At 42.7% G+C, this 24,924-nt stretch carries 26 protein-coding genes; 12 read left to right on the forward strand and 14 right to left on the reverse strand.

The annotated features are described in order from the left end of the window. The 6 genes from V7K84_RS23215 to V7K84_RS23240 form a co-directional block, all read left to right on the forward strand. On the forward strand, positions 1–228 hold a 228-nt coding region (locus V7K84_RS23215; protein WP_334841504.1), incomplete at its 5' end, for a hypothetical protein. Between the two features lie 127 nt (positions 229–355). Continuing rightward, entirely contained in the window at positions 356–733 is a 378-nt protein-coding gene (locus V7K84_RS23220; protein ID WP_334841505.1) for a DUF6632 domain-containing protein, read from the forward strand. A gap of 828 nt (positions 734–1,561) precedes the next feature. After that, on the forward strand, positions 1,562–2,632 hold the full coding sequence (locus V7K84_RS23225) for an aldo/keto reductase (protein WP_334841506.1): 1,071 nt from the start codon (positions 1,562–1,564) through the stop codon (positions 2,630–2,632). A gap of 154 nt (positions 2,633–2,786) precedes the next feature. After that, positions 2,787–3,482: a DUF4142 domain-containing protein gene (locus V7K84_RS23230; protein ID WP_334841507.1), complete on the forward strand. Its 696-nt coding sequence runs from the start codon at positions 2,787–2,789 to the stop codon at positions 3,480–3,482. A gap of 248 nt (positions 3,483–3,730) precedes the next feature. Then, positions 3,731–5,047 (forward strand): Gfo/Idh/MocA family protein, encoded by a 1,317-nt coding sequence (locus V7K84_RS23235; RefSeq protein ID WP_334841508.1) that lies wholly within the window; start codon positions 3,731–3,733, stop codon positions 5,045–5,047. A gap of 171 nt (positions 5,048–5,218) precedes the next feature. Beyond that, positions 5,219–6,811: an MFS transporter gene (locus V7K84_RS23240; protein WP_334841509.1), complete on the forward strand. Its 1,593-nt coding sequence runs from the start codon at positions 5,219–5,221 to the stop codon at positions 6,809–6,811. A gap of 161 nt (positions 6,812–6,972) precedes the next feature. Here the strand turns inward: V7K84_RS23240 and V7K84_RS23245 are convergent, their stop codons facing one another. The 6 genes from V7K84_RS23245 to V7K84_RS23270 are packed head-to-tail and all read right to left on the reverse strand — an operon-like array spanning position 6,973 to position 11,265. Beyond that, positions 6,973–7,590 carry a flavin reductase family protein gene (locus tag V7K84_RS23245; RefSeq protein WP_334841510.1) on the reverse strand — a complete coding sequence of 206 codons (618 nt, stop codon included), beginning with the start codon at positions 7,588–7,590 and terminating at the stop codon, positions 6,973–6,975. A 28-nt stretch (positions 7,591–7,618) separates the two neighbouring features. Next, positions 7,619–8,413 carry a phosphate ABC transporter ATP-binding protein gene (locus tag V7K84_RS23250; RefSeq protein WP_334841511.1) on the reverse strand — a complete coding sequence of 265 codons (795 nt, stop codon included), beginning with the start codon at positions 8,411–8,413 and terminating at the stop codon, positions 7,619–7,621. Beyond that, positions 8,410–9,264 (reverse strand): phosphate ABC transporter permease PstA, encoded by an 855-nt coding sequence (gene pstA, locus V7K84_RS23255; RefSeq protein WP_334841512.1) that lies wholly within the window; start codon positions 9,262–9,264, stop codon positions 8,410–8,412. Before pstA ends, V7K84_RS23250 begins: the two co-directional genes overlap by 4 nt. After that, positions 9,257–10,132 (reverse strand): phosphate ABC transporter permease subunit PstC, encoded by an 876-nt coding sequence (pstC, locus tag V7K84_RS23260; protein ID WP_334841513.1) that lies wholly within the window; start codon positions 10,130–10,132, stop codon positions 9,257–9,259. The genes pstA and pstC overlap by 8 nt, the downstream gene beginning before the upstream one ends. Then, positions 10,092–10,937, reverse strand: a complete 846-nt coding sequence (locus tag V7K84_RS23265) for a phosphate ABC transporter substrate-binding protein (protein ID WP_334841515.1) — start codon at positions 10,935–10,937, stop codon at positions 10,092–10,094. The genes pstC and V7K84_RS23265 overlap by 41 nt, the downstream gene beginning before the upstream one ends. Positions 10,938–10,965: 28 nt before the next feature. Further along, positions 10,966–11,265, reverse strand: a complete 300-nt coding sequence (locus tag V7K84_RS23270; RefSeq protein ID WP_334841516.1) for an ArsR/SmtB family transcription factor — start codon at positions 11,263–11,265, stop codon at positions 10,966–10,968. A gap of 422 nt (positions 11,266–11,687) precedes the next feature. Here V7K84_RS23270 and V7K84_RS23275 point away from each other — a divergent pair, with 422 nt between their 5' ends. The 4 genes from V7K84_RS23275 to V7K84_RS23290 all read left to right on the forward strand — a co-directional run bounded on the left by V7K84_RS23275 (position 11,688) and on the right by V7K84_RS23290 (position 14,758). Next, entirely contained in the window at positions 11,688–12,050 is a 363-nt protein-coding gene (locus V7K84_RS23275) for a hypothetical protein (protein WP_094350773.1), read from the forward strand. Beyond that, positions 12,047–12,448: an HNH endonuclease gene (locus V7K84_RS23280; RefSeq protein WP_334841520.1), complete on the forward strand. Its 402-nt coding sequence runs from the start codon at positions 12,047–12,049 to the stop codon at positions 12,446–12,448. Before V7K84_RS23275 ends, V7K84_RS23280 begins: the two co-directional genes overlap by 4 nt. Positions 12,449–12,965: 517 nt before the next feature. Further along, positions 12,966–14,123, forward strand: a complete 1,158-nt coding sequence (locus V7K84_RS23285; RefSeq protein WP_334841522.1) for an XdhC family protein — start codon at positions 12,966–12,968, stop codon at positions 14,121–14,123. A gap of 5 nt (positions 14,124–14,128) precedes the next feature. Beyond that, complete coding sequence (locus tag V7K84_RS23290) at positions 14,129–14,758, forward strand: nucleotidyltransferase family protein (RefSeq protein ID WP_334841524.1); 630 nt, start codon at positions 14,129–14,131, stop codon at positions 14,756–14,758. Between the two features lie 162 nt (positions 14,759–14,920). Here the strand turns inward: V7K84_RS23290 and V7K84_RS23295 are convergent, their stop codons facing one another. From V7K84_RS23295 to V7K84_RS23330, 8 genes are all read right to left on the reverse strand, one after another. Continuing rightward, positions 14,921–15,319 carry a peptidoglycan-binding domain-containing protein gene (locus V7K84_RS23295; protein ID WP_334841526.1) on the reverse strand — a complete coding sequence of 133 codons (399 nt, stop codon included), beginning with the start codon at positions 15,317–15,319 and terminating at the stop codon, positions 14,921–14,923. A 530-nt stretch (positions 15,320–15,849) separates the two neighbouring features. Further along, positions 15,850–17,217: an NAD(P)/FAD-dependent oxidoreductase gene (locus V7K84_RS23300; RefSeq protein WP_334841527.1), complete on the reverse strand. Its 1,368-nt coding sequence runs from the start codon at positions 17,215–17,217 to the stop codon at positions 15,850–15,852. A gap of 153 nt (positions 17,218–17,370) precedes the next feature. After that, complete coding sequence (locus V7K84_RS23305) at positions 17,371–17,616, reverse strand: hypothetical protein (RefSeq protein ID WP_334841529.1); 246 nt, start codon at positions 17,614–17,616, stop codon at positions 17,371–17,373. 38 nt (positions 17,617–17,654) lie between these two features. After that, entirely contained in the window at positions 17,655–18,320 is a 666-nt protein-coding gene (locus V7K84_RS23310) for a cytochrome c oxidase subunit 3 (RefSeq protein ID WP_334841531.1), read from the reverse strand. A 152-nt stretch (positions 18,321–18,472) separates the two neighbouring features. Continuing rightward, positions 18,473–20,128: a cytochrome c oxidase subunit I gene (gene ctaD, locus V7K84_RS23315; RefSeq protein ID WP_334841533.1), complete on the reverse strand. Its 1,656-nt coding sequence runs from the start codon at positions 20,126–20,128 to the stop codon at positions 18,473–18,475. Continuing rightward, positions 20,118–21,041: a cytochrome c oxidase subunit II gene (locus tag V7K84_RS23320; RefSeq protein ID WP_334841534.1), complete on the reverse strand. Its 924-nt coding sequence runs from the start codon at positions 21,039–21,041 to the stop codon at positions 20,118–20,120. The genes ctaD and V7K84_RS23320 overlap by 11 nt, the downstream gene beginning before the upstream one ends. A 32-nt stretch (positions 21,042–21,073) precedes the next feature. Then, the gene (locus V7K84_RS23325) at positions 21,074–21,679 is read right to left on the reverse strand and encodes a DUF2231 domain-containing protein (RefSeq protein WP_334841535.1); all 606 of its coding nucleotides are present in this window, start codon (positions 21,677–21,679) and stop codon (positions 21,074–21,076) included. Next, a complete protein-coding gene (locus tag V7K84_RS23330) occupies positions 21,676–22,170 on the reverse strand; it encodes a DUF2231 domain-containing protein (RefSeq protein WP_334841537.1) in 495 nt (164 codons plus the stop codon). The genes V7K84_RS23325 and V7K84_RS23330 overlap by 4 nt, the downstream gene beginning before the upstream one ends. Positions 22,171–22,956: 786 nt before the next feature. Here V7K84_RS23330 and V7K84_RS23335 point away from each other — a divergent pair. Both V7K84_RS23335 and V7K84_RS23340 read left to right on the forward strand, forming a co-directional pair. Continuing rightward, positions 22,957–23,769 carry an SDR family oxidoreductase gene (locus V7K84_RS23335; RefSeq protein WP_334841539.1) on the forward strand — a complete coding sequence of 271 codons (813 nt, stop codon included), beginning with the start codon at positions 22,957–22,959 and terminating at the stop codon, positions 23,767–23,769. A gap of 166 nt (positions 23,770–23,935) precedes the next feature. Further along, a complete protein-coding gene (locus V7K84_RS23340) occupies positions 23,936–24,874 on the forward strand; it encodes a cation diffusion facilitator family transporter (protein WP_334841541.1) in 939 nt (312 codons plus the stop codon). Positions 24,875–24,924 lie beyond the last annotated feature (50 nt).

The following is a 24,924-nucleotide window of genomic DNA, read 5'->3' on the forward strand; positions in this document are numbered from 1 at the left end:
ACAGGTCGATGTATTGGCATAACAGACCGATGTATTGGCATAACAGACCGATGTATTGGCATAACAGACCGATGTATTGGCATAACAGACCGATGTATTGACATAACAGGTCGATGTATTGGCATAACAGACCGATGTATTGGCATAACAGACCGATGTATTGGCATAACAGACCGATGTATTGGCATAACAGACCGATGCAATTACAAAACCGTAAGACAACACTAAAGACCATGAAGAGCATTAAAATTTCTAACACTCTAAAGCTGAAGTGTCACTAGTGGGAATACAATCAGAAAATGATGCAGTTTTGTGTATGTAAAGACTGCACTAGAAAATAGGGGAGGTTAAAGCAATGGATGAGCGCGATCGGTACTTACGAATCGCTCTGGTTATTGTTGGAATAGCTTTTCTACTTATCTATCCACTAACTCAGGTCTGGCCATCAGGTTGGTTATGGCAACCAGGTCAGCACGAATACGAACAGATGATTATTGGTGTTTATGCAATACTTGGTGTCTTTTTGCTGTTAGCTTCAAAGCAACCAGAAGCTCACCTCAGTTTAATCTGGTTCACCGTCATATCAAGTGCAGTCCACGGGCTAATCATGGCGATACATGCAGTAACTGACCCTGTTGAACAGGGACACCTGTTTGGTGATGTTCCAGCATTGTTCTTGGTAGCGATCGTCCTTGGCTTTTTAGCGCCCCGCAAAGTACTGTCAAGTACATGAACGGGCGTAGAATGTCTGTGTATTTCCCATAATTGAAGAGATACAGCACATTTCAGGTAAATGAAGTACATATATAAAACCCAAAACCTTGTAGAGACGTAGCAGTGCTACGTCTCTACGTGTATTCGATTAGAGCGCAATCTTCTGTAAGCAGCTGATTAACCAAGGTTTTACCCCACCCTAACCCTCCCCTTTATAAGGGGCTACGGTGTACACACAAGTGTTCTAGAGTTGCCCCACAGCGTTCAGATCCCCCCAACCCCCCTTAAAAAGCAGGGCTGATTCATTCCATTTCAAACAGGATTTGTCAAGATGGTTAGCAAGAAAATTGTAAGTAAGCGTGACGAAGAGATGAACATTTAAGCACTGAAATATCAGTAAAATAGTTGGTTTCATCGGCACCCAGTAACAAAATAACTAATTTTTAATCGCTAGAACCCTTGATTTTTCAAGCTCTTTGGGGAATGAATCAGCCCTGCCTTAAAAAGGGGGGCAAAAGCCCTTCAAAGTCCCCCTTTTTAAGGGGGATTTAGGGGGATCTTCGACGATTTTGGTTTTCTACCAAGATGTGTGTACACCGTAGTTTATAAGGGGAGGGAACTAGATTATCCGGTCTTCCCCCAATATATCGGGGGGATTAAGGGGGGTAATTCGACTTATGTATACACTGTGTAGCCTAATACATAAACTTGCATTGTGAATACATCGGCTTGCATTATGAATGCATCTTGCGGAATATGTTTCAAAACACCCCTTAGCTAGAGTTTCTGTGGCAGATAGCAGTGATACTATACGGCTCATTCCTGTTGTTGCTTGTAGGAGACAATTATGGAAATCAGTAGACGCAGCTTGTTAAAAACTGCTTCTGCTTCAGGGTTAGTGGCAGCAGGACTTGCAGTTTCGGAAGGATTTTTGCAGCCGATACTCGCCCAAACAGAACCTGTTGATGAAAATACTCAACTGCTAGCCCAAAGTTCACCCGCTTCAACTCGACGCGGCGAAATGTTGTATCGCAACCTCGGACGCACCAAAGAACAGGTATCTGTAATTGGCTTAGGGGGATATCACATTGGAAAAATTGCAGAAGAGCAAGAAAGTATCAAGCTGATCCGCAGTGCGATCGATCGCGGCATCAACTTCATGGATAACTCTTGGGACTATCACGATGGACGTAGCCACCGTTGGATGGCAAATGCTCTTAAAAATGGTTATCGCCAAAAAGTCTTTTTAATGACAAAAATCGACGGTCGCACCAAAGCCGCTGCCAAAATGCAGATTGATGAATCGCTCAAAGATTTGCAGGTCGATCGCATCGATTTATTGCAGCATCATGAAATACTGCGTTTTGAAGATCCCGATCGCGTCTTTGCTCCCGGTGGCGCAATGGAGGCAGTTGTTGAAGCGCAGAAAGCAGGTAAAATTCGCTATATCGGTTTTACAGGACATAAGAATCCCCAGATTCACCTCCAGATGCTGGAAACTGCTGCACAAAATGGTTTCCGCTTCGATACTGTGCAGATGCCATTAAATGTGATGGATGCCCATTTTAGAAGTTTTGAACACCAAGTTTTACCTGTATTAGTGAAAAACAACATTGGTGTCTTGGCAATGAAAACCATCGGTGAGTCTTACATTCTTAGAAGTAACACAGTCAGTGCGATCGAGTGCCTGCACTACGCAATGAATTTGCCAACCTCAGTTGTGATTACGGGCATCGATAGCATGAAAATTTTAGACCAAGCGTTTGAGGCAGTCCGCACGTTCGCGCCAATGGATCGGGCACGAGTTACAGCACTGTTAGCGCGTACCCGTGAGGCAGCCGCTAAAGGGCAATACGAGCGATATAAGACCACAACTCAAAATGATAGTACAGCCATGAATCCAGCTTGGCTGGGGTAGAAGCTAATTCGTAATTCGTAATGGGCTACGCCCCGCTGCGCTAACGTAATTCGTAATTTTTGGGTTTAACCAATTTTGTTTGTAGCTTACTGTGCGATCGCGCTTGTTTTTAATTCAACGTTTCAAAATATAGCTTTATTCAAGGAGAACAATTATGTCTAACTTCAAAATATTTTCTAGTGGTTTAGTAGCGATCGCCTTATCTCTGGCGACTGGTTGCACGCCGACTACTCCGCACGACCAGACTACATCTGAAGCTCCAGTTGCTGTACCTGTACAAGGAACTGAGAGTCCATCCCCAACTGGATCGCCAACTACCTCATCAACTCCATCAGGGCAAAATAACCTCAGTTCGGCAGACAGACAATTCATCACTGAAGCCGCTCAAGATGGTTTAGCAGAAGTCCAACTAGGACAACTGGCATCACAACGTGGAGCTAGCAGTGCGGTAAAACAGTTTGGACAGCACATGGTTGAAGATCATACGCAGGCAAATAATCAACTCAAACAGTTGGCGACTCAAAAAGGTGTCACGCTGCCAACTACTATTGGCGCCAAAAATCAGCAAATAAAGCAACGTTTATCCAAACTTTCTGGCGCTAACTTCGATCGTCAATATCTGAACCAGATGCTTCAAGCTCATCAAAAGGATGTCTCCGCATTCCAAACTGAAGCTGAACAAGGACAAGATGCAGACGTGAAAGCATTTGCGGCTCAAACGCTACCAACCCTCCAAGAACACCTGCAAGAAGTTAGTTCCCTTGTTAATCCTGGAAGTTCGACTAGCACCCCAACTCCAACTAGCACCTCAACTCCAACTAGCACCCCAACTCCAACCACTACCCCGTAAGGCAATAGAGTTCAGTTAAGCATTTCTTCTTTCTCTTTATATCCGCTGCGCGTACTCTTGCAAACAAGCAAGCTACGCGTAGCGTTTTGTAGACCAGAGAGTGGGGTAAAGCGTATGTGGGACAAACGTTTGAGCTTAAGTTGACACCAATGAGCAATGATGTGCCCCGACGACAGATGTGGTTCAAATACATGAAAACTGCTGTAAGCCCAAAATTTCATTATTAAGGATAATTTTAAGGAACCACGATGTCTAAATTGTTTAAAGGAAAAATTTCTCGTCGTCACATTCTGACTACAGCTGGATTAGGAGCCGTTTCAGCCGCCGCAATTGGTAGTATGGGCGAAGAGGTTACTGCCCAACAGCCAACTGGGCAAGCCACCCCCCGCGGAGGCGAGTTGCCGCCTCAGATTCAGTTTCCGCCCATCTCAGAAAAAACTGAGGTTGATACGGGTGGGCCACCAACTGCATTACCTCCAGAGCGACGCTTAGGATTTGCGATCGTCGGACTTGGCAGACTGTCATTAGAAGAAATCATGCCTGCGTTTGCAGAATGTAAACTAGCAAAGCCAACTGCATTAGTTAGTGGTGATGCTGCTAAAGCAAATCTTGTTGCCCAGCAGTATGGCATCAAACCGCAGAACGTTTACAACTATCAGAATTACGACAATCTCCGCAACAATCCAGACGTTGACGTAATTTATATCGTACTGCCCAACAGTATGCACCGGGAATATACGGTGCGTGGTGCGAAAGCAGGAAAGCATATTCTGTGTGAGAAGCCAATGGCAACCACAGTCGAAGATGCTCAACAAATGATCGACGCGTGCAAACAAGCCGATCGCAAGCTGATGATTGCTTATCGCTGCCAATATGAGCCGCACCATCGCGCCATGATTCAGATGATCCGTAGCAAAGAATTGGGAACTGTGAAGGTGATTCAGGCAGATAACGGACAAAACCAGGGAGGTGACTTAAATCACTGGCGATTGAAACGCGCCTTAGCTGGAGGTGGTTCTTTACCGGATGTGGGAATTTATTGCTTGAATGCAACTCGCTACTTAACGGGAGAGGAACCGATCGCAATTAGCGCCCAAATCTTCAGTACTCCCGGCGATCCGCGCTTCAAAGAAGTTGAAGAAAGTGTCACCTTCCAGCTGCGGTTTCCTAGTGGAATACTAGGGATTTGCTCTACTAGCTACGGCTTTCACGAAGGGCGGCGGTTTCGCGTTTTCGGCTCTGATGCTTGGGGACAACTCGATCCGGCGTTCTCCTACAGCGGTTTGCGAATGATGGTTTCACGCAAATCGCCAACCTATAGCATGGCAGAAAACATTAGCGAAGTGCGGATAGGTGAGAAGAACCAGTTCGCCTTAGAAATCGATCATATGGCGGATTGTGTGATTCAAAATAAACAACCCCATACTCCTGGTGAAGAAGGTTTGCAAGACCAAAAACTGATAGCGTTGATTTACGAAGCCGCACAAACAGGCAAAACGATCGCTCTACCTCGTGTGTCAGGATTAGATACCACTCGTGGCCCCGCTCCTCGAATGCTGAAGTAATATGTGCATACCGCAGTCATGACCAAATAATTACTAATTCGTAATTCGTAATTAAGAGGGTACAGAGCAAGTACCAAAATCTCTGCTGAAGGTGGTCAACTTTCCCAGTCGAGGGTACAGAGCAAGCACTGATTGCAACTACGAATTATCAATTACGAATTACGAATTACTATGACAACCTCTGCTTGGAGTCCGCTCCGTAAATCTTTGTTTCGCGATCGCTGGATTGCCTCAATTGTCTCCAACATTGGCGGTTGGATGGAGGACACGGCGGGAGCTTGGTTAATGACTTCTCTCACCACCTCTCCCCTGTTGGTGGCACTGATGCAAACAGCCGCAACTTTGCCAGTGCTGCTGTTAGGACTACCAGCCGGCGCAACGGCAGATATTTTCGATCGCCGTCGGTTACTACTGTTTTGGCAAGTCTGGATGCTGGTTGCTGCACTGATCTTGAGTGGATTGATTTTTGCGGGTAAGATTACACCGTGGTCGCTACTGGCGCTGACGTTTTTGCTCAACTTGGGAGCGGCAATGAATGGCCCAGCTTGGCAAGCCATTGTACCAGAATTAGTACCGCGTTCGGAACTCATGGCTGCGATCGCTTTAAATAGTGCTGGGTTTAACATTGCGCGAGCAGTTGGGCCTGCGATCGCAGGTTTTATATTAGTGGCGGCAAATGCGGGAGTCGTCTTTTTGATTGATGCCCTCTCTTTTGTCGGGGTAATTTTCATCCTTTACCGTTGGCAACGCAAACCGCTTTATGAAAGCGCCCTCCCCACAGAGCGAGTATTGGGTTCTATTCGGGCTGGTATTCGCTATGTCCGCTTTTCTCCCGCCCTGCAAGCCGTGTTAATTCGAGCGGCTGTTTTAACTAGTTGCACGAGTGCTTTGTTAGCGTTACTACCTTTGGTGGCACAGCAGGATTTGCGCCAGGGAGCAGGTGGGTATGGTTTACTACTCGGTTGCTTTGGATTGGGGGCGATTCTCGGTGCAATTTTGATGCCACGAGTACGGCAACATCTCACAGCCGATGGAGTTGTGATTGCCGGAACTCTGGTATTTGCAGTTGCGACATTAATTCTGGCATTCATTCACAACGTACCTTTGGTATTGCTGGCTTTGCTGGCGGCGGGAATTGCCTGGACAAGTATGACATCCAGCTTGAATATTACAGTGCAGCTTGCGGTTCCCGCTTGGGTGCAGGCGCGGGCGCTAGGAACTTATCAGATGGTATTTCAAGGAGGTTCGGCAATTGGTAGTATTGTTTGGGGTGCAGCGGCGGAACATTGGGGTATGCGGACTGCCTTATTCGTTGCTGCGATCGGCTTAGTCGGGGGAACATTCACAGCGCGGCGTTACCCCTTGCTCTCAGGAAAACTGGATTTAGGCCCAGCATTACGGCGAGCAGAACCGCTGGTAGTAATTGAATTGCAACCAGAACAAGGGCCAGTTTTAGTCACACTTGAATATTATATTAACCCAGTTCAAGCAGAGGAATTCATTACAGCAATTCATGCCCTGCGAGTGGTGCGGTTACGAGATGGTGCGATTCGCTGGGGTATCTTTCATGATACATCTCAGCCGCATCGCTACTTAGAGACGTTTATCGTCGAGTCTTGGATGGATCATTTACGTCAGTATGAACGGTTTACGATGGCAGATCGAGAGATTCGGGAAAGGGTTTTTGCCTTTCATCAAGGCGATGAACCCCCAGTTATTTCTCACATGATTTATGCTCACCAATCCCAAGAAGCACGAGCTTAGAAAAGACTGAAAACAGGATATTCTTAAACAAGTTGAATGTCCAGATTGGCTTGAAAACCAATAGGCTTATTTTCAACAATGGCGAATCTAGGATATAAGTTAAGGGTGAATTTTACAAGCTACAAAAAACCTACGTGCAACTCCTGTTAATTAACATCCGCTCATACCTTTGGAGTTGTCATCTCAAATAATTGCCCAATCTTTGTATACTCAACTGGGCCACCTAAGCGCGTAATCGGCTGCATCCTTACAGTATCAACTAACCCCAAATCTTGGCGGTATAGGTCTTCACGCACATGAAATCGTAACACTCGACCCAATACCATCACATTATTGGTTCCTTCCACTGGAACTATTTGTGTGACTTTACACTCCATTGCCACTGGTGAGCTTTCAATCCGCAATGGTCGGACATCTGTAGCAGGAATAGCTTTTAAGTTTGCTTTTTCAAACTCGTTAACTCCATAGGGAAATTCCGTTCCGGTTTGAGCCATTGCCTGAGACAGTGTTTCATCCACCACATGACACACAAATTCATCAACTTCATGAATATTGCGTAGCGTGTCCTTTTCTTTTGGCTCATGTCTACGATATGCGACTGAGAACATAATAGTTGGTGGAAAACCTGCTACTGCATTGAAAAAGGAATACGGGGCGAGATTGGAAATTCCAGAGGCACTAATTGTAGATACCCAGGCAATTGGGCGAGGAGCAACAATGCTTGTCAATAGATGGTAAGGAGCAGGGTCTTTCATTTCCTGGGGCACGAATGATAACATAAAATTCCGTATTTCTATATTTTTCAAATCAACCCCTTGCACCCGTGACATAAGCTGCTGTCAAGGGATGTTGGGGGTACTCAAAAATTTGCTGCACTGAACCTGACTCAATCAATTGCCCAGCATCTGACTGCACCCAGAACAGAGCAACTCGATCGGCAATGCGCTTGGCTTGCGCTAGGTTATGCGTCACAATCAGCAAGGTATAACGCTGACGCAAACTAGTAATTAGGTCTTCAACTATTCCACTGGCAATTGGATCGAGGGCGCTACAAGGTTCATCCAATAACAGGATTTCTGGTTGCAAAGCCAAGGCTCTAGCTATGCACAACCTTTGCTGCTGTCCGCCAGAAAGTGCTAAGGCAGAGGTTTGCAGTCGGTCTTTTACTTCATCCCAAAGTCCAACATCTTTAAGGCTTGTCTCGACGATCGCATCGATTTGTTCTTTATGGATACCATGTTCTCGCAAAGGTAATTCCAGATTTTTCCAAATTGATAAAGGAAAAGGATTAGGCTTTTGAAAAATCATCCCAACTTGCCGCCGCAGCGCGTTCGCATTAGTTTTGGCATTTAGCACATCTAAAGTACCGATGCGAATCCGTCCTTTGACTCGACACTGGGGAATCATGTCTGTCAAGCGATTTAGGCAACTCAAAAAGCTAGTTTTTCCACAACCTGAAGGCCCCACCAATGCCAAAATTTCCCCCAGATTTACACTCAAATTGACATTAGCAAATGCAGTTTTTTGACCGTATTGCAGAGTTAAGTTCTCCGTTTCAATCAACGGTTCAACAATTCCAGTAGTGATATTTGCTGATTTCATCCAGAAAAAATTCTCCTGTGCAACCAACGATCTGCAATCCATGCTGCTGTACCATTAATCAGCAGCAGCGATACCAGCAAGACTAATGCTGAGGCGTAAGCATTGGCATCTCCGCCAGAGACGTTCATTGATAAATCAAAAATATGAATCGAGAGGGCACGCCCAGAATCTAGCAGTGATTCTGGCATTCTATCTACGTAACCACTAGTAAAAATTAACGCCGCAGTTTCGGCGATCGCTCGACCAATACCCAGCACCAATCCCACAACCAAACCAGGGACAGCAGCAGGTAACAACAGTTGAAACAGCGTTGTTGTGCGGGAAAAACCGAGGGCTGCGGCTCCTAATCTATACTCATTGGGAACAGCACGAAATCCTTCTTCTGTAGAGCGAATCAAGATTGGTAGCACCATACACCCCAAGGTCAATCCTCCCGACAAAATAGAAAATCCCAGCCCCAAAACTTGACAAAAGAAAACGTTGCCAAACAACCCAAAGACTATAGAAGGAACTCCTGCCAGTACATCTAAACTACGCCGCACCAACCCACCAAACCAACTATCCACGGGGGTGAATTCTGCCAGTAAAACGGCTGTACCAACACCAATGGGGATAGAAACCGCCATACACACTGCCATAATCAGAAAAGTGGAAACAAGAATGCTGGAAATTCCCCCTTCTCTACCAGCATTTTCTGGTTCAGTTGTCAGAAATTCCCATGTCAAGTGTCCTATCCCATGCCAAAGGATATCGCTGAGTATCCAAAGGAAGATACCAGTAACTAGGGCAGCAGTTGTCCAAACAATGATTGTTGGCAACCAATCTTTAGGACTTACCACAGGTTCACCCATATATTTTTCCTTGACTGATGACTTCCGCAACCGCAACTAACAGCACAATCATTCCCATCAAGACTAAACCGCTAACAAACAACGCCGAACGGTGATCTCCTGTGGCATAAGCCATTTCCAGAGCAATATTAGCCGTCAACGTGCGGATGGGGTCAAATATACTTTTTGGCATTTGTACCACATTGCCGCACACCATCAAAATAGCCATTGTTTCGCCAATTGCTCGACCTGTTTCTAAAATTAAGCCTGTGAATAATCCAGATTTGGCAGCAGGAAGCACGACTCTAGAGATAGTTGCCCAACGGGATAATCCTAAAGCTGCTGCTCCCCGAAGATAGGAAGTTGGGACTTTCGCTAAACTGGCATCAGCTACAAGCGCTATTGTGGGCAAAATCATCACCGTGAGAATGGCAATACCCGCGAGTAAACTTGGCCCTGGTGGATGTATCCTAGCAATCATCGGAACCAGCACCACTAATCCCCAAAAACCGTAGACTACAGAAGGAATCCCTGCTAAGAGTTCAATTAAGCGACGGTATAACCGAGCCATTAGTGGTGGGGCGTAGAATTGACAAAAAACCGCAGATAGAATTCCGATTGGTGTAGCGATCGCTACTGAGCCAACCATTGCCAAAAATGTACCCAATAACATCGGGAAAAGATTGTATAATCCGGCGGTCGGGTTCCAGGAAGAGTCTGTAAAAAAACGTGTTATTCCGACATGATTGAGGACTGGTAGAGACTCCAGAATCAGAAAGACGATAATTAAAAGTGCGATCGCTCCTGCTATTACCCCTAGAAAACGCAGTATCCAAATTAACCAAAAGTCATTTGGAGACGACAAAGTTTTGCTTTTGAACAATGTCATTTACCTGTTGTGATTGCGCGAAATCAAGAAATGCTTTTGTCAATCCTTGAGGTTGGGTTTTGGTTACTAAATTAAGTGGGCGAGAAATCGGAAAAGTCCCATTCTGGACGTTGGCTGTTGTTGCAGCTATCCCATTTACAGGTAGCAGCTTAATAGCTACTCCATTGGCTGCACTATTTTCTGCTGACCCGATTGACACATAACCAATTGCATTCGGGTTTCCTGCTACTGTCTTAATTCCCTGCTGATTGTCACCAATTACTACTTGCGCTTTGATGTCTGTATTTTTCAGTTTGAAATAATGGGTAAATAATTCTAAAGTGGAACGTCCTTCGGCTTTGTTAACAACTGTAATCGTTCTATCTGTACCTCCCACTTGTTTCCAGTTAGTCACTTTGCCTGTGTAAATATCTACAACTTGCTTGTCGTTGAGCGATTTTACTGGATTGTCTTTGTGGAGAATTACCGTCACTCCATCACGGGCAATAGAAAATGTTTTTAAATCGTTTTCTTCTGGCTTCAAGGCACGGGAAACCATGCCAACATTAGCGACACCTTGACGAGCATCAGAAACCCCACGCGAAGATCCCCCTGATTGCACATCAACTCGCGCACCTGGATGCTGAGATTCAAAACGCTTGCCAATTTCAGCCGCCAACGGTGCAATTGTACTGGAGCCTGTAAGTACTAGTTTTCCCTGAAGCTGATTTGTATTATTTGCACCTCGATTTGCTGAAGAACAGCCTTGTAACCAAATGCAGGTAGCCAACCCAATTGCCAGAGGTAAAATTTGAGAATTTTTCATTATTGCTTTTCAACCCGAAATTGGGTTTTTAGTTAAAACAGAGGACACAACAGCCAAGGTTCAAAGCTTTGCCAGTAGTTACTTCCACTTCTGGAGCCAGGCGGTAGAGAACTGCTTTCCCTTCACGCGAGGTCACAACTAACTGGGAGCGACGCAGAACTTGTAAATGATGGGAGAGCAGGCTTTGTTCCAAGCCCAAAATTGCATTCATCTCTCCCACGTGTTTGGGACTGTCGATCAGAAGTTCTAATACTGCTAGACGAGTTTCATCTGCCAGCACCTTCAGCTTTTCTACGCAGTTAACCTGCTTCTTGCTGCTGTTTTTCATTGCTCTAAAGGAATAGGTTTTTCTTGTTTCCGAAGTTAGGTTGCAGCGTTCGCTCTCGTGTTCAGCGAAGATTAGCAACTGCTGCGATCGCAAATAAATAGCAATTCATATGAAATTCGATTCATATTTTAAGGTAGAAAGTGTCACGCTCTACAATTAAAATTAAATTTTTTAACCAAAGCTTAATGTTTATCCTATTTACCAAGAAGGGGAAAAGGGGAATGGATTTGCGGGTAAGGGAAAAAGAAAAAACTTTTCCCCAAAAGCTATAAAGCCCCAATTTTTAAATATGGAGAACACAAAAGAAGATAATACCCGCCACATAGTGCGATAAAAATCAGCGTCCATGCGCGATCGCAATTTATTTGATATCAGGTAAAGTGTGGCGTAAAGCTATAATTTGAGGGAGCTAGGCTAGAAGTATGACTACTGTAGCAATTTTACCAACAAGAGACGCTAGCGGTGAGAAATCCTATCGTGCGATCGCAGGAGATAAACATTCGGTTGGCAAAACTGCGGGGCAAGCTTTAGATGCGTTAACTGCCCAGTTGGGTGAGACTGAGTTTAGTGCGCTACTGGTCATTCAAAGCTTTCGTCCTGACGCATTCTTTAGTGCCCAGCAACAAGAACGGTTATCAGAGTTGATGAGATTATGGCGATCGGCACGGGATCGGGGACAAGAATTGCTACCAGAACAACAGGCACAGCTGGATGACTTGGTTGAGGCTGAATTGAGAGCGGCGACGGCCCGCACTGCTGCGTTGATGCAGCCAGAGAATTCATGAATCCGTACTATACTGAGATCGCTGGGCGTGCCAACCATCGTTGTGAGTACTGCCAAGCTCCTGAAGTCGTTTTCAATTTTCCGTTTGAGGTGGAGCATATTATTCCAATTTCTCGGCAAGGTGCAAATAATAAAGCAAATCTAGCCCTTGCGTGTCGCTCCTGTAATCTCCGTAAAGGAACTCGCATCAGTGGCACTTTGCCTGATTCCAATACTGAAGTTCGGTTATTTCATCCAAGAGAAAATCAGTGGAGTGAACATTTTCAGGTTGATGTTGAATCTGGCAAAATTAGGGGAATGACTCCAGTCGGAGAAGTTACAGTAGAGTATTTGGCGATGAACAGTTCTGCTCAGGTAGCAGCACGGCAATTATGGATTCGATTGGGGTTGTTTCCGTAGTCATGCAGCACAACAACGCCTATGCACTTAATCGTTGAAAGGTTATCTGCGGGGGTGTCAGCAACGCCATTTTTTCTAAACAAAATGTGCATCTTTCGGATTGAATGCCAGCTAAATGTTCAAACTAAATTCAGCCTGTAGATAGATATTTTAAATTAACACAATAGACTTCTTATAAAAATAAAGAGTCTCAAATTAAGACTTTTGGAATAAGTTTAAAGTACTCTGCCAAAACTGTAATTTAGGGAAAAACAGTATTCCGTGCTAACTTTTCTGATAGATAAATAACTAAAGTTGGCAACTATCCTGTGGGGCATGATTTCAGTGGTGTTTTCGCTTATCTTGGATAGCAGAACACCGCGAACGTACCTAAATCTAACATATATACTGTAATCGTTAAAGGGCAGCAAATCTAAAGAGTGTTTGACACTAGCAGCGATTCACAATGGCACAGTCATTACATTGTTTGCATTGAGACTGCCTACTCAACTTCATAAACTGCTAGAAACAGAAACAAATGAACGAATTACAAGCAATTTTAGAAGGCTTCCAATCAAGTCAAAAAAATGGTGAAATTACTTTTCTTGCTACTGTAGTCAAAACTCAAGGTTCAACCTATCGCCGGCCGGGTGCCAAAATGTTGATGACAGATACAGGTCGGACGATCGGCACAATCAGCGCTGGTTGCTTGGAAAACGATGTATTTGAGCATACTCAACAACGAATGTCAGATGGCGAGCCAATTGTTGTTACTTACGATAGCACCGCCTCGGAAGATATTCTTTGGGGCTTTGGTTTGGGGTGCAATGGGACAGTGCAAGTTCTCATCGAACGTCTTGAAAAAGAAAGTTCACCAAATGCGATCGCTTTTATGCAGGAGTGCTTTCATAAAAAACATTTGGGTATTATTGCTACTGTCTTTGCCTTTGAAGGCGAGGTAGATGTGAAACTTGGGTCGCGCTTACTGCTGTATCCTGATGGTAAAACGATCGCTGACATCAAAGACCCAAATTTAATTCAATCTCTGCTTGCAGATAGTCAAGCAGCCTTTGCTAATCAAAAGTCAAGCGTAAAAAACTATCAGTTACCTTTAGGCAGTGTAGAAGTTTTTATTGAAGTCATCCAACCACCCGCGCCTTTAGTAATATTTGGTGCAGGTTATGACGCTATACCCGTAGCACAGTTTGCTCAAGCGTTAGGTTGGGACGTTACTGTAGTCGATTGTCGAGCTAATGAGGCAACTGAAGCGCGATTTCCAATAGCTTGTGACGTGATTCTGACTCGGCGAGAAATTGTACAAAAACAAGTATTTATAGATGTCAACACAGTTGCTGTAATGATGACGCATAATTATCTTGATGACCTGGAAATTTTGAAAACGTTGCTGGCATCTCCCGCACGCTACATAGGGGTTTTAGGCCCAAAAGCGCGTACTGAAAGATTGCTTGAAGATTTAGGTTCGCAAGGAATAGTTTATACTACCGAACAATTAACCAGATTGCATGGCCCGATTGGGATTGATATCGGAGCAGATACACCAGAAGAAATAGCGATCGCTATTATTGCAGAAATTCAAGCAGTGCTAACAAACCGCAATGGTAATTTTTTAAGAAATCGCAATCAACCGATTCACCAATGTTATGAAAGCAACTCAAACTTGCTACTTACCACATAGTTTTTATGACTGCTAACGAGAAATCAACCATAGCCATTATGATTCTTGCTGCTGGTGCATCTACAAGAATGGGTACACCGAAACAACTATTGCTTTACCAAGGGCGTAGTTTTTTACAATATATTACAGAAATTGCGATCGCTTCAGTTTGTCAACCTGTGGTAGTAGTACTTGGAGCCAATGCAGAACAGATTCATCCCCAAATTAAACAACTTCCCGTTAAAGTAGTTAAAAACTTGGATTGGGCTTCTGGAATGAGTACTTCAATCAAGAGTGGTATTGAATTGTTAAATAATCTTCCGCAAAAAATAGAAGCAGTAGTTATTACACTTTGCGACCAGCCATTTGTTTCTCCCCAAATTATCAATCAACTTGTTGATACATATTATTTGACAAAAAAACCAATTATTGCTTGTGAATATGGAGACACATTAGGTGTACCTGCTCTATTTAGTCAGACATTTTTTTCAGAACTTGCCACTTTAAAAGAAACTTCAGGCGCAAAAAAAGTTATTAATCATAACCTTAATGAAGTTTTTTCTATTCCGTTTCCACTAGGGGATATAGATATTGACACACCAAAAGATTACGAACAATTGCTATCAATTACTAAAGAAATTTTTGAAGTATCTTGAACAAGATCGCTAAAAGCGAACAAGTAGAGAAGACCGCGCTGGCTCGCCGACCTACACAGATATAAAAATAGAAAAAGTTGGGTTAGTATTTTAAGGCTAGAATTTATTTCCTAGCCTTTTGTCTTTAAGGCATTTTAGCAATGAGGATATTAGCAAACAATTTTATTTAAGAGCGGCTAAAGTCCGATGTCCAATTATTCCATCTGCTCTTAATCCCTTAGACTTCTGAAATTTGATCGCAGCGGCACGAGTCTTGTTATCAAATACACCATTCACACTTCCTGTATAGAATCCTTGTTGCTTTAAAGAATTCTGAACAGTTTTCACTGTCTCTCCTCTGCTACCTACCGTCAGTACAGTACCAGTACTACGCTTTGCCAGATGATTAGACTTGTGCTTGGCACTAAGCTTTGGTACAGCATTAGTTTTTTTCATAGTGTTGCCTTGCTGAGTACTTTGGGCAATGTGGGTAGCAGTATTTTTATTATTAGTTAAAGAGTAAGCAGGCACAGCAGTAGCTAGAGTCAAAGCAGGGAGCAAAGCAAGTACTTTCCAATTCATTTTCTTGTTCCTTACAACTGTATGAGATTTTGCAATTTCTATTTGAAGAGTCATCTTCATAAGGTACTGTGCCTTAAGTGATTCTCCTCTGTAGATTCTGGTGTGTGGGTTTAGTCTGAGACTATTTCCGAAGCCAGAGTTATAGCATCACACGTCGTATTGACAAAGCTATTGCAAAATTGTGACAAAACCATGACTAAATGTATTAAAATTTATGTCGCACGAAATTGCGCTAGTAATAAAGAGTTTGTAGTAAGGACTTTAGTCCTTATTTTCTAAGCACTAAAGTCCTTACCCAATGGGTTCGTTAGTCTTATGCAAACGCGAAGCGTCTCGTAGAGAAGACCGCGCTAACTCACTACGAACTTATTTACCCATCAATTTAAACTTGATAGATTACTAATCCCTAGTACAACACGGCGGAAATAAATATACCATTTCAAATAGTGCAAGAGCTTGGAATACAATTCTTTTGACTTTTGACACTTCGACTCCGCTCAGTGTTAACTTTTGATTTCCGCCTTGCGGTACTAGTCTCTTTTATCCTCCGAACCCAACATTTTCAGTAATTTTCTGGCAGCTAAAACGCCCATAACTCCTGCGCCAACCACTTCCACTGCTTGAACAACTTTTTTGCCCACATCATGAGGATCGAGGTGGTGATGAAAAATCTCTTCATCCACCCATTCAGTTGTTGCTTTAAAGTCATGAATTGGTGTTGGTAATAGCGTTAAATAAGTGCCTTGGCGAATTAAATGCCCGGATTCTCCTGCAACTTCAAAAATATTGAAAAGGTTAGCGGCAGCATCATTTAAACCTAATTTTAAGAGAGTTCCGCGTATATTTACTTTTACTGGTTTGAGGTCTTCACCTAAAGCTAATGCTTTCAAATTTTGGGCAATATTGGCTCCTTGCTGATAAGCAACTTGAGCTGTTGGCGGTAGTGAATTATCTTGAACTGCTACACAATCCCCACCTGCAAATACCTCTGGAAAGTCGAGTAGTTGCATTGTAGGAGTAACTAAGAGGCGGTTATGGCGATCGCGATGTTCTTGAGAAATTGGTAAATCTTTAATTAGTGGGTGAATAGAAGTGCCAGCTGTCCAGATTGCGGTATATGTTGGCAATGTCTCAATTTGCTCATTGCGCTTATATTCAATAGCATTGGCATGAATAGTAGTGGCTTCTGCTCCCGTAAGTATTTCAATTGGAATCGTGCGTTTTTGTAATTCCTTCTCAGCAATTGGGCGCAGAGGATTGTTAATATCACCATTGAGGATTTCTTTACCGTGATTGAGCAATACAACACGGATTTCACTAGAATTTCCTCCCATAGCGCTATACCAATGTGGGAGTAAATCAGCTAAGGTAGCTGCCATTTCTACACCACTTGCACCACCACCAACTATAACTACTGTTAGCAGTTGACGACGTTGTTCTGGATCTTCAGTTTTGATTGCTTTTTGCAAACAATCGCCTAAATGCCGATCGAGAGCGATCGCATCTGCTTCTGTCCAAAAAGGAAAAGCATATTCTTTAGCACCTTCAAGATGATGATAAGCAGTAACACTACCCAAAGCTAATACTAAGTTACTGTAGTTGTATGAGTTTCCCGAAGCTAATTTGACTTGTTGTTGATGCAAGTCTATCGATTCCACTGCATCTTGAACAAAGATGACACCACTACCCTTAAGCAGTTCTGCAAAACGCGGTACTACTTGAAAAGCATCCATCTCGCCACTGAAATATTCGTAGAGTAATGGCTTAAAGCAAAAGCTTTCATTTCGATCGATCAAAATTACAGAGCGAGGATAATGTTCGTGAGCTAGATGTAAGGCTGTAAATAAGCCAGTGAAGCCACCACCAAGAATCACAGTTTGATAAACTGGGCTGTTCATAAAATACCTCCAAAGTCTCAGGAATTTTCTAGGATGTTACGCATTTAAATTCAGATTTTTTGGTTTCACGCAAAGGCGCAGAAGTGGAAAGTAAAAGTCTAAAATTAAAACTTTTACGAAAATACTAATGACCAATGACCAATGACAAATTCGCTATATGAATAAAAATAACGCAATTAAAAAGACGCTGAGGAATAAAGCGAAACCAATAGCGTATTCGACTCTGCGACTAAAAAATCCCACAGCAGCAATTAGAGCGATCGCTAACCCAATAATGCCAATATATTGCTCTTTTTGTAACCCTTGTGCAATTAGCGGATCTTTACCTGGTGCGGGAGTTTCTTGAACTGCTTTTGGTGCGAGTTCTGATGCTGGTAATTCTTGGATGAATAAATTCATAAAGTTACTCCTGAAAATACTTGGTTAACTGAAAATCTTTATGCCCGCCAAAGGTAGAGAAGCGAGAAAAGGAAAACCCAAACTACATCAACAAAGTGCCAAAATAAAGTAGTCGCACTTGTACCGAAGTGAGTTTTATTATAATTGCCTGGAATAAATGAGCGAATCAGCATAATTATCTGAAGCACAACACCCGCTAGAACGTGTAAACCGTGGAAACCTGTTAGCAAATAAAATGTGGAACCAACTAATCCCGTAGTGAGCTTGAAATCGAGATTTTTCCACTCAATTAATAGACCAATTAAAAAGTAGATGCCCATTGCGATCGTTATCAGCCATAGCCCGCGAAATTTACCCAGTTGATTACGCTTGAGGGCATTTTCTGCTGGTTGAATTACAAAGCTGCTAGAAAGTAAAACTACCGTATTAATAATCACGAGCTTAGACAATTCTGGCCCAGAAACCCCAGGTGGTAGCCAGTTATTAGTATTCAGTCGTAGAGCAACATAAGTAAAGATAAAACTCAAAAAAATGATACTTTCCGACAACAGGAATACAGTAAACCCGAACATTCCTTTGCCATGATGATCTTCATGACTTCCGCCACCACTTGGCAAAAAGCGCTGTAACCAATTCGGTAAGCGTCGCCGCCACTGGTCAAAACGGATCGGACTTTCATCTATATGAGTGCTGCGACGTTGCATAATTCGTAATTAATAAATTCAGGTTCCATCTGATTTTTCGGACATAGCGAATTATCTTTAAAAAAACCTCTGCGTCCCTTTGCGCTAACCTCCGCGTACCTTTGCGTTAAAAAAAAAGCTAAAATTTAGCCCAGCTTCATAAAGAAACGGAATTATTCCTCATTATCAGAATTTTCCACGAATGAATATTTTGGATCGCCATAGTCGTAAGGAGGTCTGGTGACAACAGGAATCTCTTCAAAGTTATCTCGCGGAGGTGGTGAAGAAGTTGTCCATTCCAACCCTGTCGCGTGCCAGGGATTATCAACTGCTCTGACTCCATATAGCCAGGAACCGACAATGTTAGCAATAAAGGGCAGTGTGGATACTCCCAGTAAGAACGATCCCAGGCTAGCGATAACATTCCATCCCTGATACTGGGGATCGTAGGAGGAAATTCGGCGTAGCATTCCTTGTAAACCTAATGGATGCATAGAGAAAAAGGTGATATTGGCAGGAATAAAGGTCAACCAGAAATGCAGCTTACCCCAACCCTCGGCGTACATCCTGCCAGTTATTTTGGGAAACCAGAAGTAAATTCCGGCAAAGATTGCCATTGTAATAGTATTAAAAACGATGTAGTGGAAGTGACCGACTACAAAGTAAGTATTATTGACATGGATATCAAATGGCGTAGCGGCAAGCATCACACCAGTGACACCGCCAAAAATAAACATCGCTGCACCTCCCATCGCAAACAGCATTGGTGTCTCTAGGTGCAACTTGCTCCTCCAAATTGTGGCAGTCCAAGCGAATGCTTTAACACCTGTGGGTATGGCAACTAACATTGAGGTGGCCATGAAGGTCATCCGCATCCAGCCAGGGGTTGCACTGGTGAACATGTGATGCGCCCAAACGAAGATGCTGACTACAGCAATACCTAAAGAAGCAAGAGCAACTGACCGATAGCCAAATAGGGGATTACGAGAAAAGGCTGGCAAAACTTCCGCAATAATACCGAAAGCTGGTAGCGCCATGATATACACTGCGGGATGAGAGTAGAACCAAAATAAATGTTGGTAAATGATCGGATCGCCACTTCCTTCTGGTTTAAAAAATTGTGTACCGAAGGAGAGGTCAAGCAACAGGAGTATCAATGCACCTGTCAAGGAAGGTAAGTTAATCAGCTGCAACAACTGGGCACTAAAAACTGACCACACAAAGACCGGCATTCTAAAAAATGTCATCCCTGGCGATCGCATCCAAAAGATAGTGGTAACAAAGTTGACAGCCCCCATAATTGAAGAGATGCCTATTAATACTAGGCTAACTATCCAAATAAACTGACCGTTAATCAACTGATCCGCTGGAACTTGCAGACTAACAGGTGGATAAGACCACCAACCAGCTTGTGCAGTCCCGCTTGGTAGTAAGAAACTAGACAGTAGTAAAAGACCGGCTGGTGGCAAAATCCAAAAAGAGATGGCGTTGAGCAAGGGAAAAGCCATATCCCGCGCTCCAATCATCAGCGGTACTAGATAGTTAGCAAGACCTGCATTAAAGGGAATAATCCACAGGAAAATCATGATTGTCCCGTGCATGGTGAATAAACCATTGTAGAGGGGGCGGTCAACTAAATTTGCTTCCGGGGTGAGCAATTCAGCCCGGATAATCATCGCCAATAGCCCGCCAAGAAGAAAGAAAATGAAGGTCATCACCATGTACTGAACACCGATCACCTTATGGTCAGTACTGAAGCTGAAATATTCCCGCCAGTTATTCTCAGGTTCTCTATTGTTGGCTATAGCTTCACTCAAATCATGTGTCATTATTTATCTTCCTTTGATTCGCTACAGCAGGTTGAGCAGGTGCGACGGTATACCAGCCGCTTTTGAATAATGTCTTTGGTGGTTGAATATTTTCGGCAACTGCCTGATTTTTAGTGTTTGTAGTTTCGCTAGACACTGTTTGCGCGAGCCACTGGTTATAGTTCTCAAGGGATTCAACGTATACATCTGCTTCCATCAAGGCAAAGTAAGTACCACTGAATTGAGAATCTTTCAGCCGATATTTACCTGGGCGAATGGGTGTTAGCACAATGTCAATGTTCCGCCCTGGGACAATATCTTGCTTTAAGCGAAACTCAGGAACGTAGAAACCGTGGATTACTTTCTCTGCTTGCATATTTAAGCGAGTGCTGCGATTGATCGGCAAGTGTAATTCCTTACTGGTAAGATTATTTGGATAGTGGAAAGACCAATCCCATTGCCTAACGAAAACATCAATTGTTTCAGACGCAGGTTTGGGGACATCGCTAACCTTTGCGGCGTAGGCGGGTGCAGATTCTAGGGGCGTATGCAAATGCACAATTTGGTTTAAACCGAGAATATTTAATTGCTGATAAATATTGAAGCTTTGGAAGGCAATCCATACTACTAATAAAGTTGGGGTCGCTGTCCACAATATTTCTAACTTCCCATTACCTCTAGAAGGGTGTCCCTCGCTGTAGTCTTCCGGGCGGGCACGATGAAAGGCGATCGCATACACGATAACACCAACCAGCCCCAACAAGATAAATGCTCCAATTGAGACTAAAAAGCTAAATAAATCATCTACCCTTTGTGCTTCTGCTGTAGCTTGAGGAGGCATCCAAGAAAACGCCTGTTGTCCAATCCACCGACTGACAATTAGCAGTCCTGCGACATAAAACGCTATTAGTACATATTCCCAAGAACTAAACATAATAATTTCATCTAAGAGTACTTCCCACTTGATTATTTGAGTAGTAAATTTGGGTTTTTACCTTCTTGGAGTAACTTTGCAGCAGTAACGTGAATTCCAAACTCTTCTCCCAATTGCGCCCCCAAAGTTCCGTGGACAAACAAGATGCCCAATATTGCAATACCTGCTAATAAATAACTCCACTGCACCTGCCTAGAAGCATCCTTGCGCCAGCGATAGCGTTGTAAACCTCTCCATACTGTCATGGCAACAACGATCCCCAACAATGAAATGCCACCCAAACCATGCAAAAGCATCGTCCAACCAGCAGTTAACCCCCAAACGCTTTTTTGATCGACTGGTGGATTTGCTAGCAATAGCTCGAAAAAACCTGCTGCAACTGTGAAAAAAGTGATAAAAGCGGCTCCTATGAGGTTATACCAGCCGACATCAAAAAAACCAGAACGAAGGGCAGGCAAACCCAAAAATTTGAAGATTGGTTTTTCTAAAGCAAAAAGCGCTCCGGCAATATCAAAAACGATCGCAAGAATGAATAAACCCAATGTTAGATGCACCAGTTGCGGATGTATGGGAATCTCATAAGGTAATCCGTTAGCATTCAGCCTCAATCTCAACTGGTCAATCAATTGCCAGTTCATGGCGAAACTCCCTGCTTCATCCCTTGCACGACTGGCTCAATATGTAACCCGTACACCCAAACTAGCTTGCTTCCTAGATAGACTTGCAAGCACACTAAGCAGACTAAAAACGTTGCAGCACCAAGGTAAGCAGGCGGTACTTTCCGTGGAGTGCGTTTGCGAATCACGAAACGCCAAGCTGTAATGCCAACGACAATAGCCGCCAGCGACCAACCCATCACCGTATGAAAATTCAGTGTTGGTTGGACTGCTGGGTAGATGTTTGCCAGACCTGCTTCAAACTGACCAAGAATCACCGCTATAAAGATAGCTGCTGAGGCCACAAACATATTCCAGAAACTCACCTCAAACAACCGCACGTTACGGGTAAAATAACCCAGCACATCGCACGCGAAAGAAAAAAGCACCATCGCAATTACGAAGTGAACAACGATCGGATGTAGAGGGTCAGGGTATGGTAAATTTTGGTTATTCAGAGACAGAGCAGGCATCGCTTTCTCCTTCATGGGTCAAATATATATGCGTTGCAGGGAATTGCTATCCGCTTAACGTATCATTCATATTTTCCAGAATACTTTGCTAACGTCACAGATCGACCAATTAAAAAACATTGACAATTTCCGATGCACTGCAATTTTTCAAGTAGCTTTTGAAATAAAAAATATAATACATAATTACTATTTTTCAGTAATTATTTTCTCCAAAGGTCAAAACTCACTAAAACAACTACATTTCTGATTGATATCATATTTTGATTAGTATTTCCAAAAAATAAAAATTTTCTTTTTGATTAGATGGGATTGCTAATAGCCAATCTAATCAGACGCTTGAGAAGCGCCTAAAAAATATTTAATGTCTTATATGGTTCTCTTTTTTAGGTCATCTTAAATCTTAGCTTAATTAACTAAAGATTTTACTTTAATCAATAACCAAACTTGCTTTGAATATACCATAAATCTTTCTTGAGATTGATATAAGCTTGAAAATCACATTTTTACAAATCTTAAAAAGAAAAACATACTATTGTCACAAAAATGACAAATAATTTCAACATTTTTTAGTAAAAAATATGCTGTTTATCTTTCTCTAGATAGATTAGAAAAATACTAGAGATTTTTAAAATAATAAAACAAAATTTTTTTTCATCAATAATTTCCTGATTTGGCAATTTAAATCGTCAGCGTAATACTACGCTCAAAAAGCAAAAACATCATGAAGGTCTTGCAAATCTTGAAATATTCACAACGAATACAACTTTTAAAAATATCGAAAGCATTATGAGCTATTCACCTTACCTGCTCAAAGGTCAAAAAGCACTTGTGACGGGTGCTAGTTCTGGCATTGGTCAAGCGATCGCTCGCTATTTAGCTTTATCAGGTGCAGCAGTAGCCGTCAATTATCGTTCGGAAGCTGAATCAGCCCAAAAACTTGTTGATGAGATCAAAGCGGCTAATGGTGAAGCATTTCCTATTCAAGCTGATGTTAGCAAAGAAGATGAAATAAAGGCGATGTTTAGCCAGACAATCGAGCAATTCGGCACTATTGACATTTTGGTAAACAATGCAGGTCTTCAAAAAGATTCACCGTTTGTAGATATGACCCTCGATCAATGGAATAGAGTTATTGAGGTGAATTTGACAGGACAATTCTTATGTGCGCGGGAAGCTGCAAAGGAATTCCTACGCCGGGGTCTACAGCCCGATATTTCATCTGCCGCAGGTAAGATTATTTGTATAAGTTCAGTACATCAGGTAATTCCTTGGGCGGGTCATGTTAATTATGCTGCGAGTAAGGGCGGTATAAATATGATGATGCAAAGTATTGCTCAAGAACTTGCACCCCATAAAATTCGCGTTAATAGTATTGCCCCTGGTGCAATCAAAACTCCCATTAATAAATCAGCTTGGGATACTCCAGAGGCAGAAGCAAAGTTATTAAAACTGATTCCAGCAAAACGTGTGGGTGATGTAGAAGATATCGCTAAAGCAGCGGTTTGGTTAGCTTCTGATGATTCTGATTATGTCTATGGTACAACTCTATTTGTAGATGGTGGTATGACCTTGTATCCAGGTTTTGCAGACAATGGTTAATTGATAATGCCTACAAAAGTTACTGTTAACCCTGGTTTGATAACAATCAACGATTAAATTTGGCTGTAGGAGACGTTTTGGCACAATGTCGAGCAAACCCAATGGGAAGGAAATTACCCATCTGGATGGTGAATTAGAAGTTTCTGCATAATTATTATTGACTCTTATGGCATCTGATTCATCTCATAAAACTATATTTGCAGCGATGGGCGCTAACTTAGCGATCGCTATTACTAAATTTATCGCCGCCTCCATTACTGGCAGTTCCGCTATGATATCTGAAGGGATTCATTCGGTGGTAGATACTGGCGATCAACTAGTACTTTTGCTGGGAATTCGGAGAAGCCAAAAGCCAGCAGATGATAGGCATCCCTTTGGTTACGGTCTAGAACTTTATTTCTGGACTTTTATCGTTGCTATCCTCATCTTTGCGCTTGGCGGCGGGATGTCAATTTATGAAGGAATCACCCATTTAATTCATCCCAGCCCTTTAGAAAACCCAATGTGGAATTATATTGTATTAGGTATTGCAATATTATTGGAGGGGTTTTCTTGGACTGTAGCTTTAAAAGAGTTTTTGCCAACTAAGGGTAAACAAAATTTCTGGCAAGCAATCAAAAACAGTAAAGACCCCACAGTATTTACTGTATTATTTGAGGATTCTGCGGCAATTTTAGGTTTATTCGTAGCCTTAATCGGAATCTTCTTAGGACATTTATTTAATAATGTTTATTTTGATGGCATTGCCTCGATTATTATTGGCATTATCTTGGCTATTGTAGCAGTGGTATTAGCGAGAGAAAGCAAAGGATTATTAGTTGGTGAAAGTGCTGACCCTCAAACTATAGCCAATATCCGTTTTTTGTGCAAAACAGAACCAGGAGTGAAAGAAGTTATCCGGGTGCTAACAATGCAACTTGCTCCCAAAGAAGTATTACTCAACTTAGAAATTCAATTTTCTAACAATCTTACAGGTGAGGAAATAGCCTTAACTGTAGAAAGTTTAGAAGCAAAAATTCGCCAAAAGCATCCTGAAATCAAACAAATTTTTATTGAAGCAAAATCCTTAACTACCGCTCGCAAATTTTCGCAAACTTCTCAATAAATTTTTAATCACATAAATATCAAACACAGCATTTTCCAAATGCACTCAAA

Source organism: Nostoc sp. (assembly GCF_036917315.1).
Classification (GTDB): domain Bacteria; phylum Cyanobacteriota; class Cyanobacteriia; order Cyanobacteriales; family Nostocaceae; genus Nostoc.

Bases quoted from the DNA above. Each gene is read 5' to 3' on its own strand.
- V7K84_RS23220 (WP_334841505.1), top strand. From the start codon at position 356: ATGGATGAGCGCGATCGGTACTTACGAATCGCTCTGGTTATTGTTGGA.
- V7K84_RS23225 (WP_334841506.1), top strand. From the start codon at position 1,562: ATGGAAATCAGTAGACGCAGCTTGTTAAAAACTGCTTCTGCTTCAGGG.
- V7K84_RS23230 (WP_334841507.1), top strand. From the start codon at position 2,787: ATGTCTAACTTCAAAATATTTTCTAGTGGTTTAGTAGCGATCGCCTTA.
- V7K84_RS23235 (WP_334841508.1), top strand. From the start codon at position 3,731: ATGTCTAAATTGTTTAAAGGAAAAATTTCTCGTCGTCACATTCTGACT.
- V7K84_RS23240 (WP_334841509.1), top strand. From the start codon at position 5,219: ATGACAACCTCTGCTTGGAGTCCGCTCCGTAAATCTTTGTTTCGCGAT.
- V7K84_RS23245 (WP_334841510.1), bottom strand. From the start codon at position 7,590: ATGTTATCATTCGTGCCCCAGGAAATGAAAGACCCTGCTCCTTACCAT.
- V7K84_RS23250 (WP_334841511.1), bottom strand. From the start codon at position 8,413: ATGAAATCAGCAAATATCACTACTGGAATTGTTGAACCGTTGATTGAA.
- pstA (WP_334841512.1), bottom strand. From the start codon at position 9,264: ATGGGTGAACCTGTGGTAAGTCCTAAAGATTGGTTGCCAACAATCATT.
- pstC (WP_334841513.1), bottom strand. From the start codon at position 10,132: ATGACATTGTTCAAAAGCAAAACTTTGTCGTCTCCAAATGACTTTTGG.
- V7K84_RS23265 (WP_334841515.1), bottom strand. From the start codon at position 10,937: ATGAAAAATTCTCAAATTTTACCTCTGGCAATTGGGTTGGCTACCTGC.
- V7K84_RS23270 (WP_334841516.1), bottom strand. From the start codon at position 11,265: ATGAAAAACAGCAGCAAGAAGCAGGTTAACTGCGTAGAAAAGCTGAAG.
- V7K84_RS23275 (WP_094350773.1), top strand. From the start codon at position 11,688: ATGACTACTGTAGCAATTTTACCAACAAGAGACGCTAGCGGTGAGAAA.
- V7K84_RS23280 (WP_334841520.1), top strand. From the start codon at position 12,047: ATGAATCCGTACTATACTGAGATCGCTGGGCGTGCCAACCATCGTTGT.
- V7K84_RS23285 (WP_334841522.1), top strand. From the start codon at position 12,966: ATGAACGAATTACAAGCAATTTTAGAAGGCTTCCAATCAAGTCAAAAA.
- V7K84_RS23290 (WP_334841524.1), top strand. From the start codon at position 14,129: ATGACTGCTAACGAGAAATCAACCATAGCCATTATGATTCTTGCTGCT.
- V7K84_RS23295 (WP_334841526.1), bottom strand. From the start codon at position 15,319: ATGAATTGGAAAGTACTTGCTTTGCTCCCTGCTTTGACTCTAGCTACT.
- V7K84_RS23300 (WP_334841527.1), bottom strand. From the start codon at position 17,217: ATGAACAGCCCAGTTTATCAAACTGTGATTCTTGGTGGTGGCTTCACT.
- V7K84_RS23305 (WP_334841529.1), bottom strand. From the start codon at position 17,616: ATGAATTTATTCATCCAAGAATTACCAGCATCAGAACTCGCACCAAAA.
- V7K84_RS23310 (WP_334841531.1), bottom strand. From the start codon at position 18,320: ATGCAACGTCGCAGCACTCATATAGATGAAAGTCCGATCCGTTTTGAC.
- ctaD (WP_334841533.1), bottom strand. From the start codon at position 20,128: ATGACACATGATTTGAGTGAAGCTATAGCCAACAATAGAGAACCTGAG.
- V7K84_RS23320 (WP_334841534.1), bottom strand. From the start codon at position 21,041: ATGTTTAGTTCTTGGGAATATGTACTAATAGCGTTTTATGTCGCAGGA.
- V7K84_RS23325 (WP_334841535.1), bottom strand. From the start codon at position 21,679: ATGAACTGGCAATTGATTGACCAGTTGAGATTGAGGCTGAATGCTAAC.
- V7K84_RS23330 (WP_334841537.1), bottom strand. From the start codon at position 22,170: ATGCCTGCTCTGTCTCTGAATAACCAAAATTTACCATACCCTGACCCT.
- V7K84_RS23335 (WP_334841539.1), top strand. From the start codon at position 22,957: ATGAGCTATTCACCTTACCTGCTCAAAGGTCAAAAAGCACTTGTGACG.
- V7K84_RS23340 (WP_334841541.1), top strand. From the start codon at position 23,936: ATGGCATCTGATTCATCTCATAAAACTATATTTGCAGCGATGGGCGCT.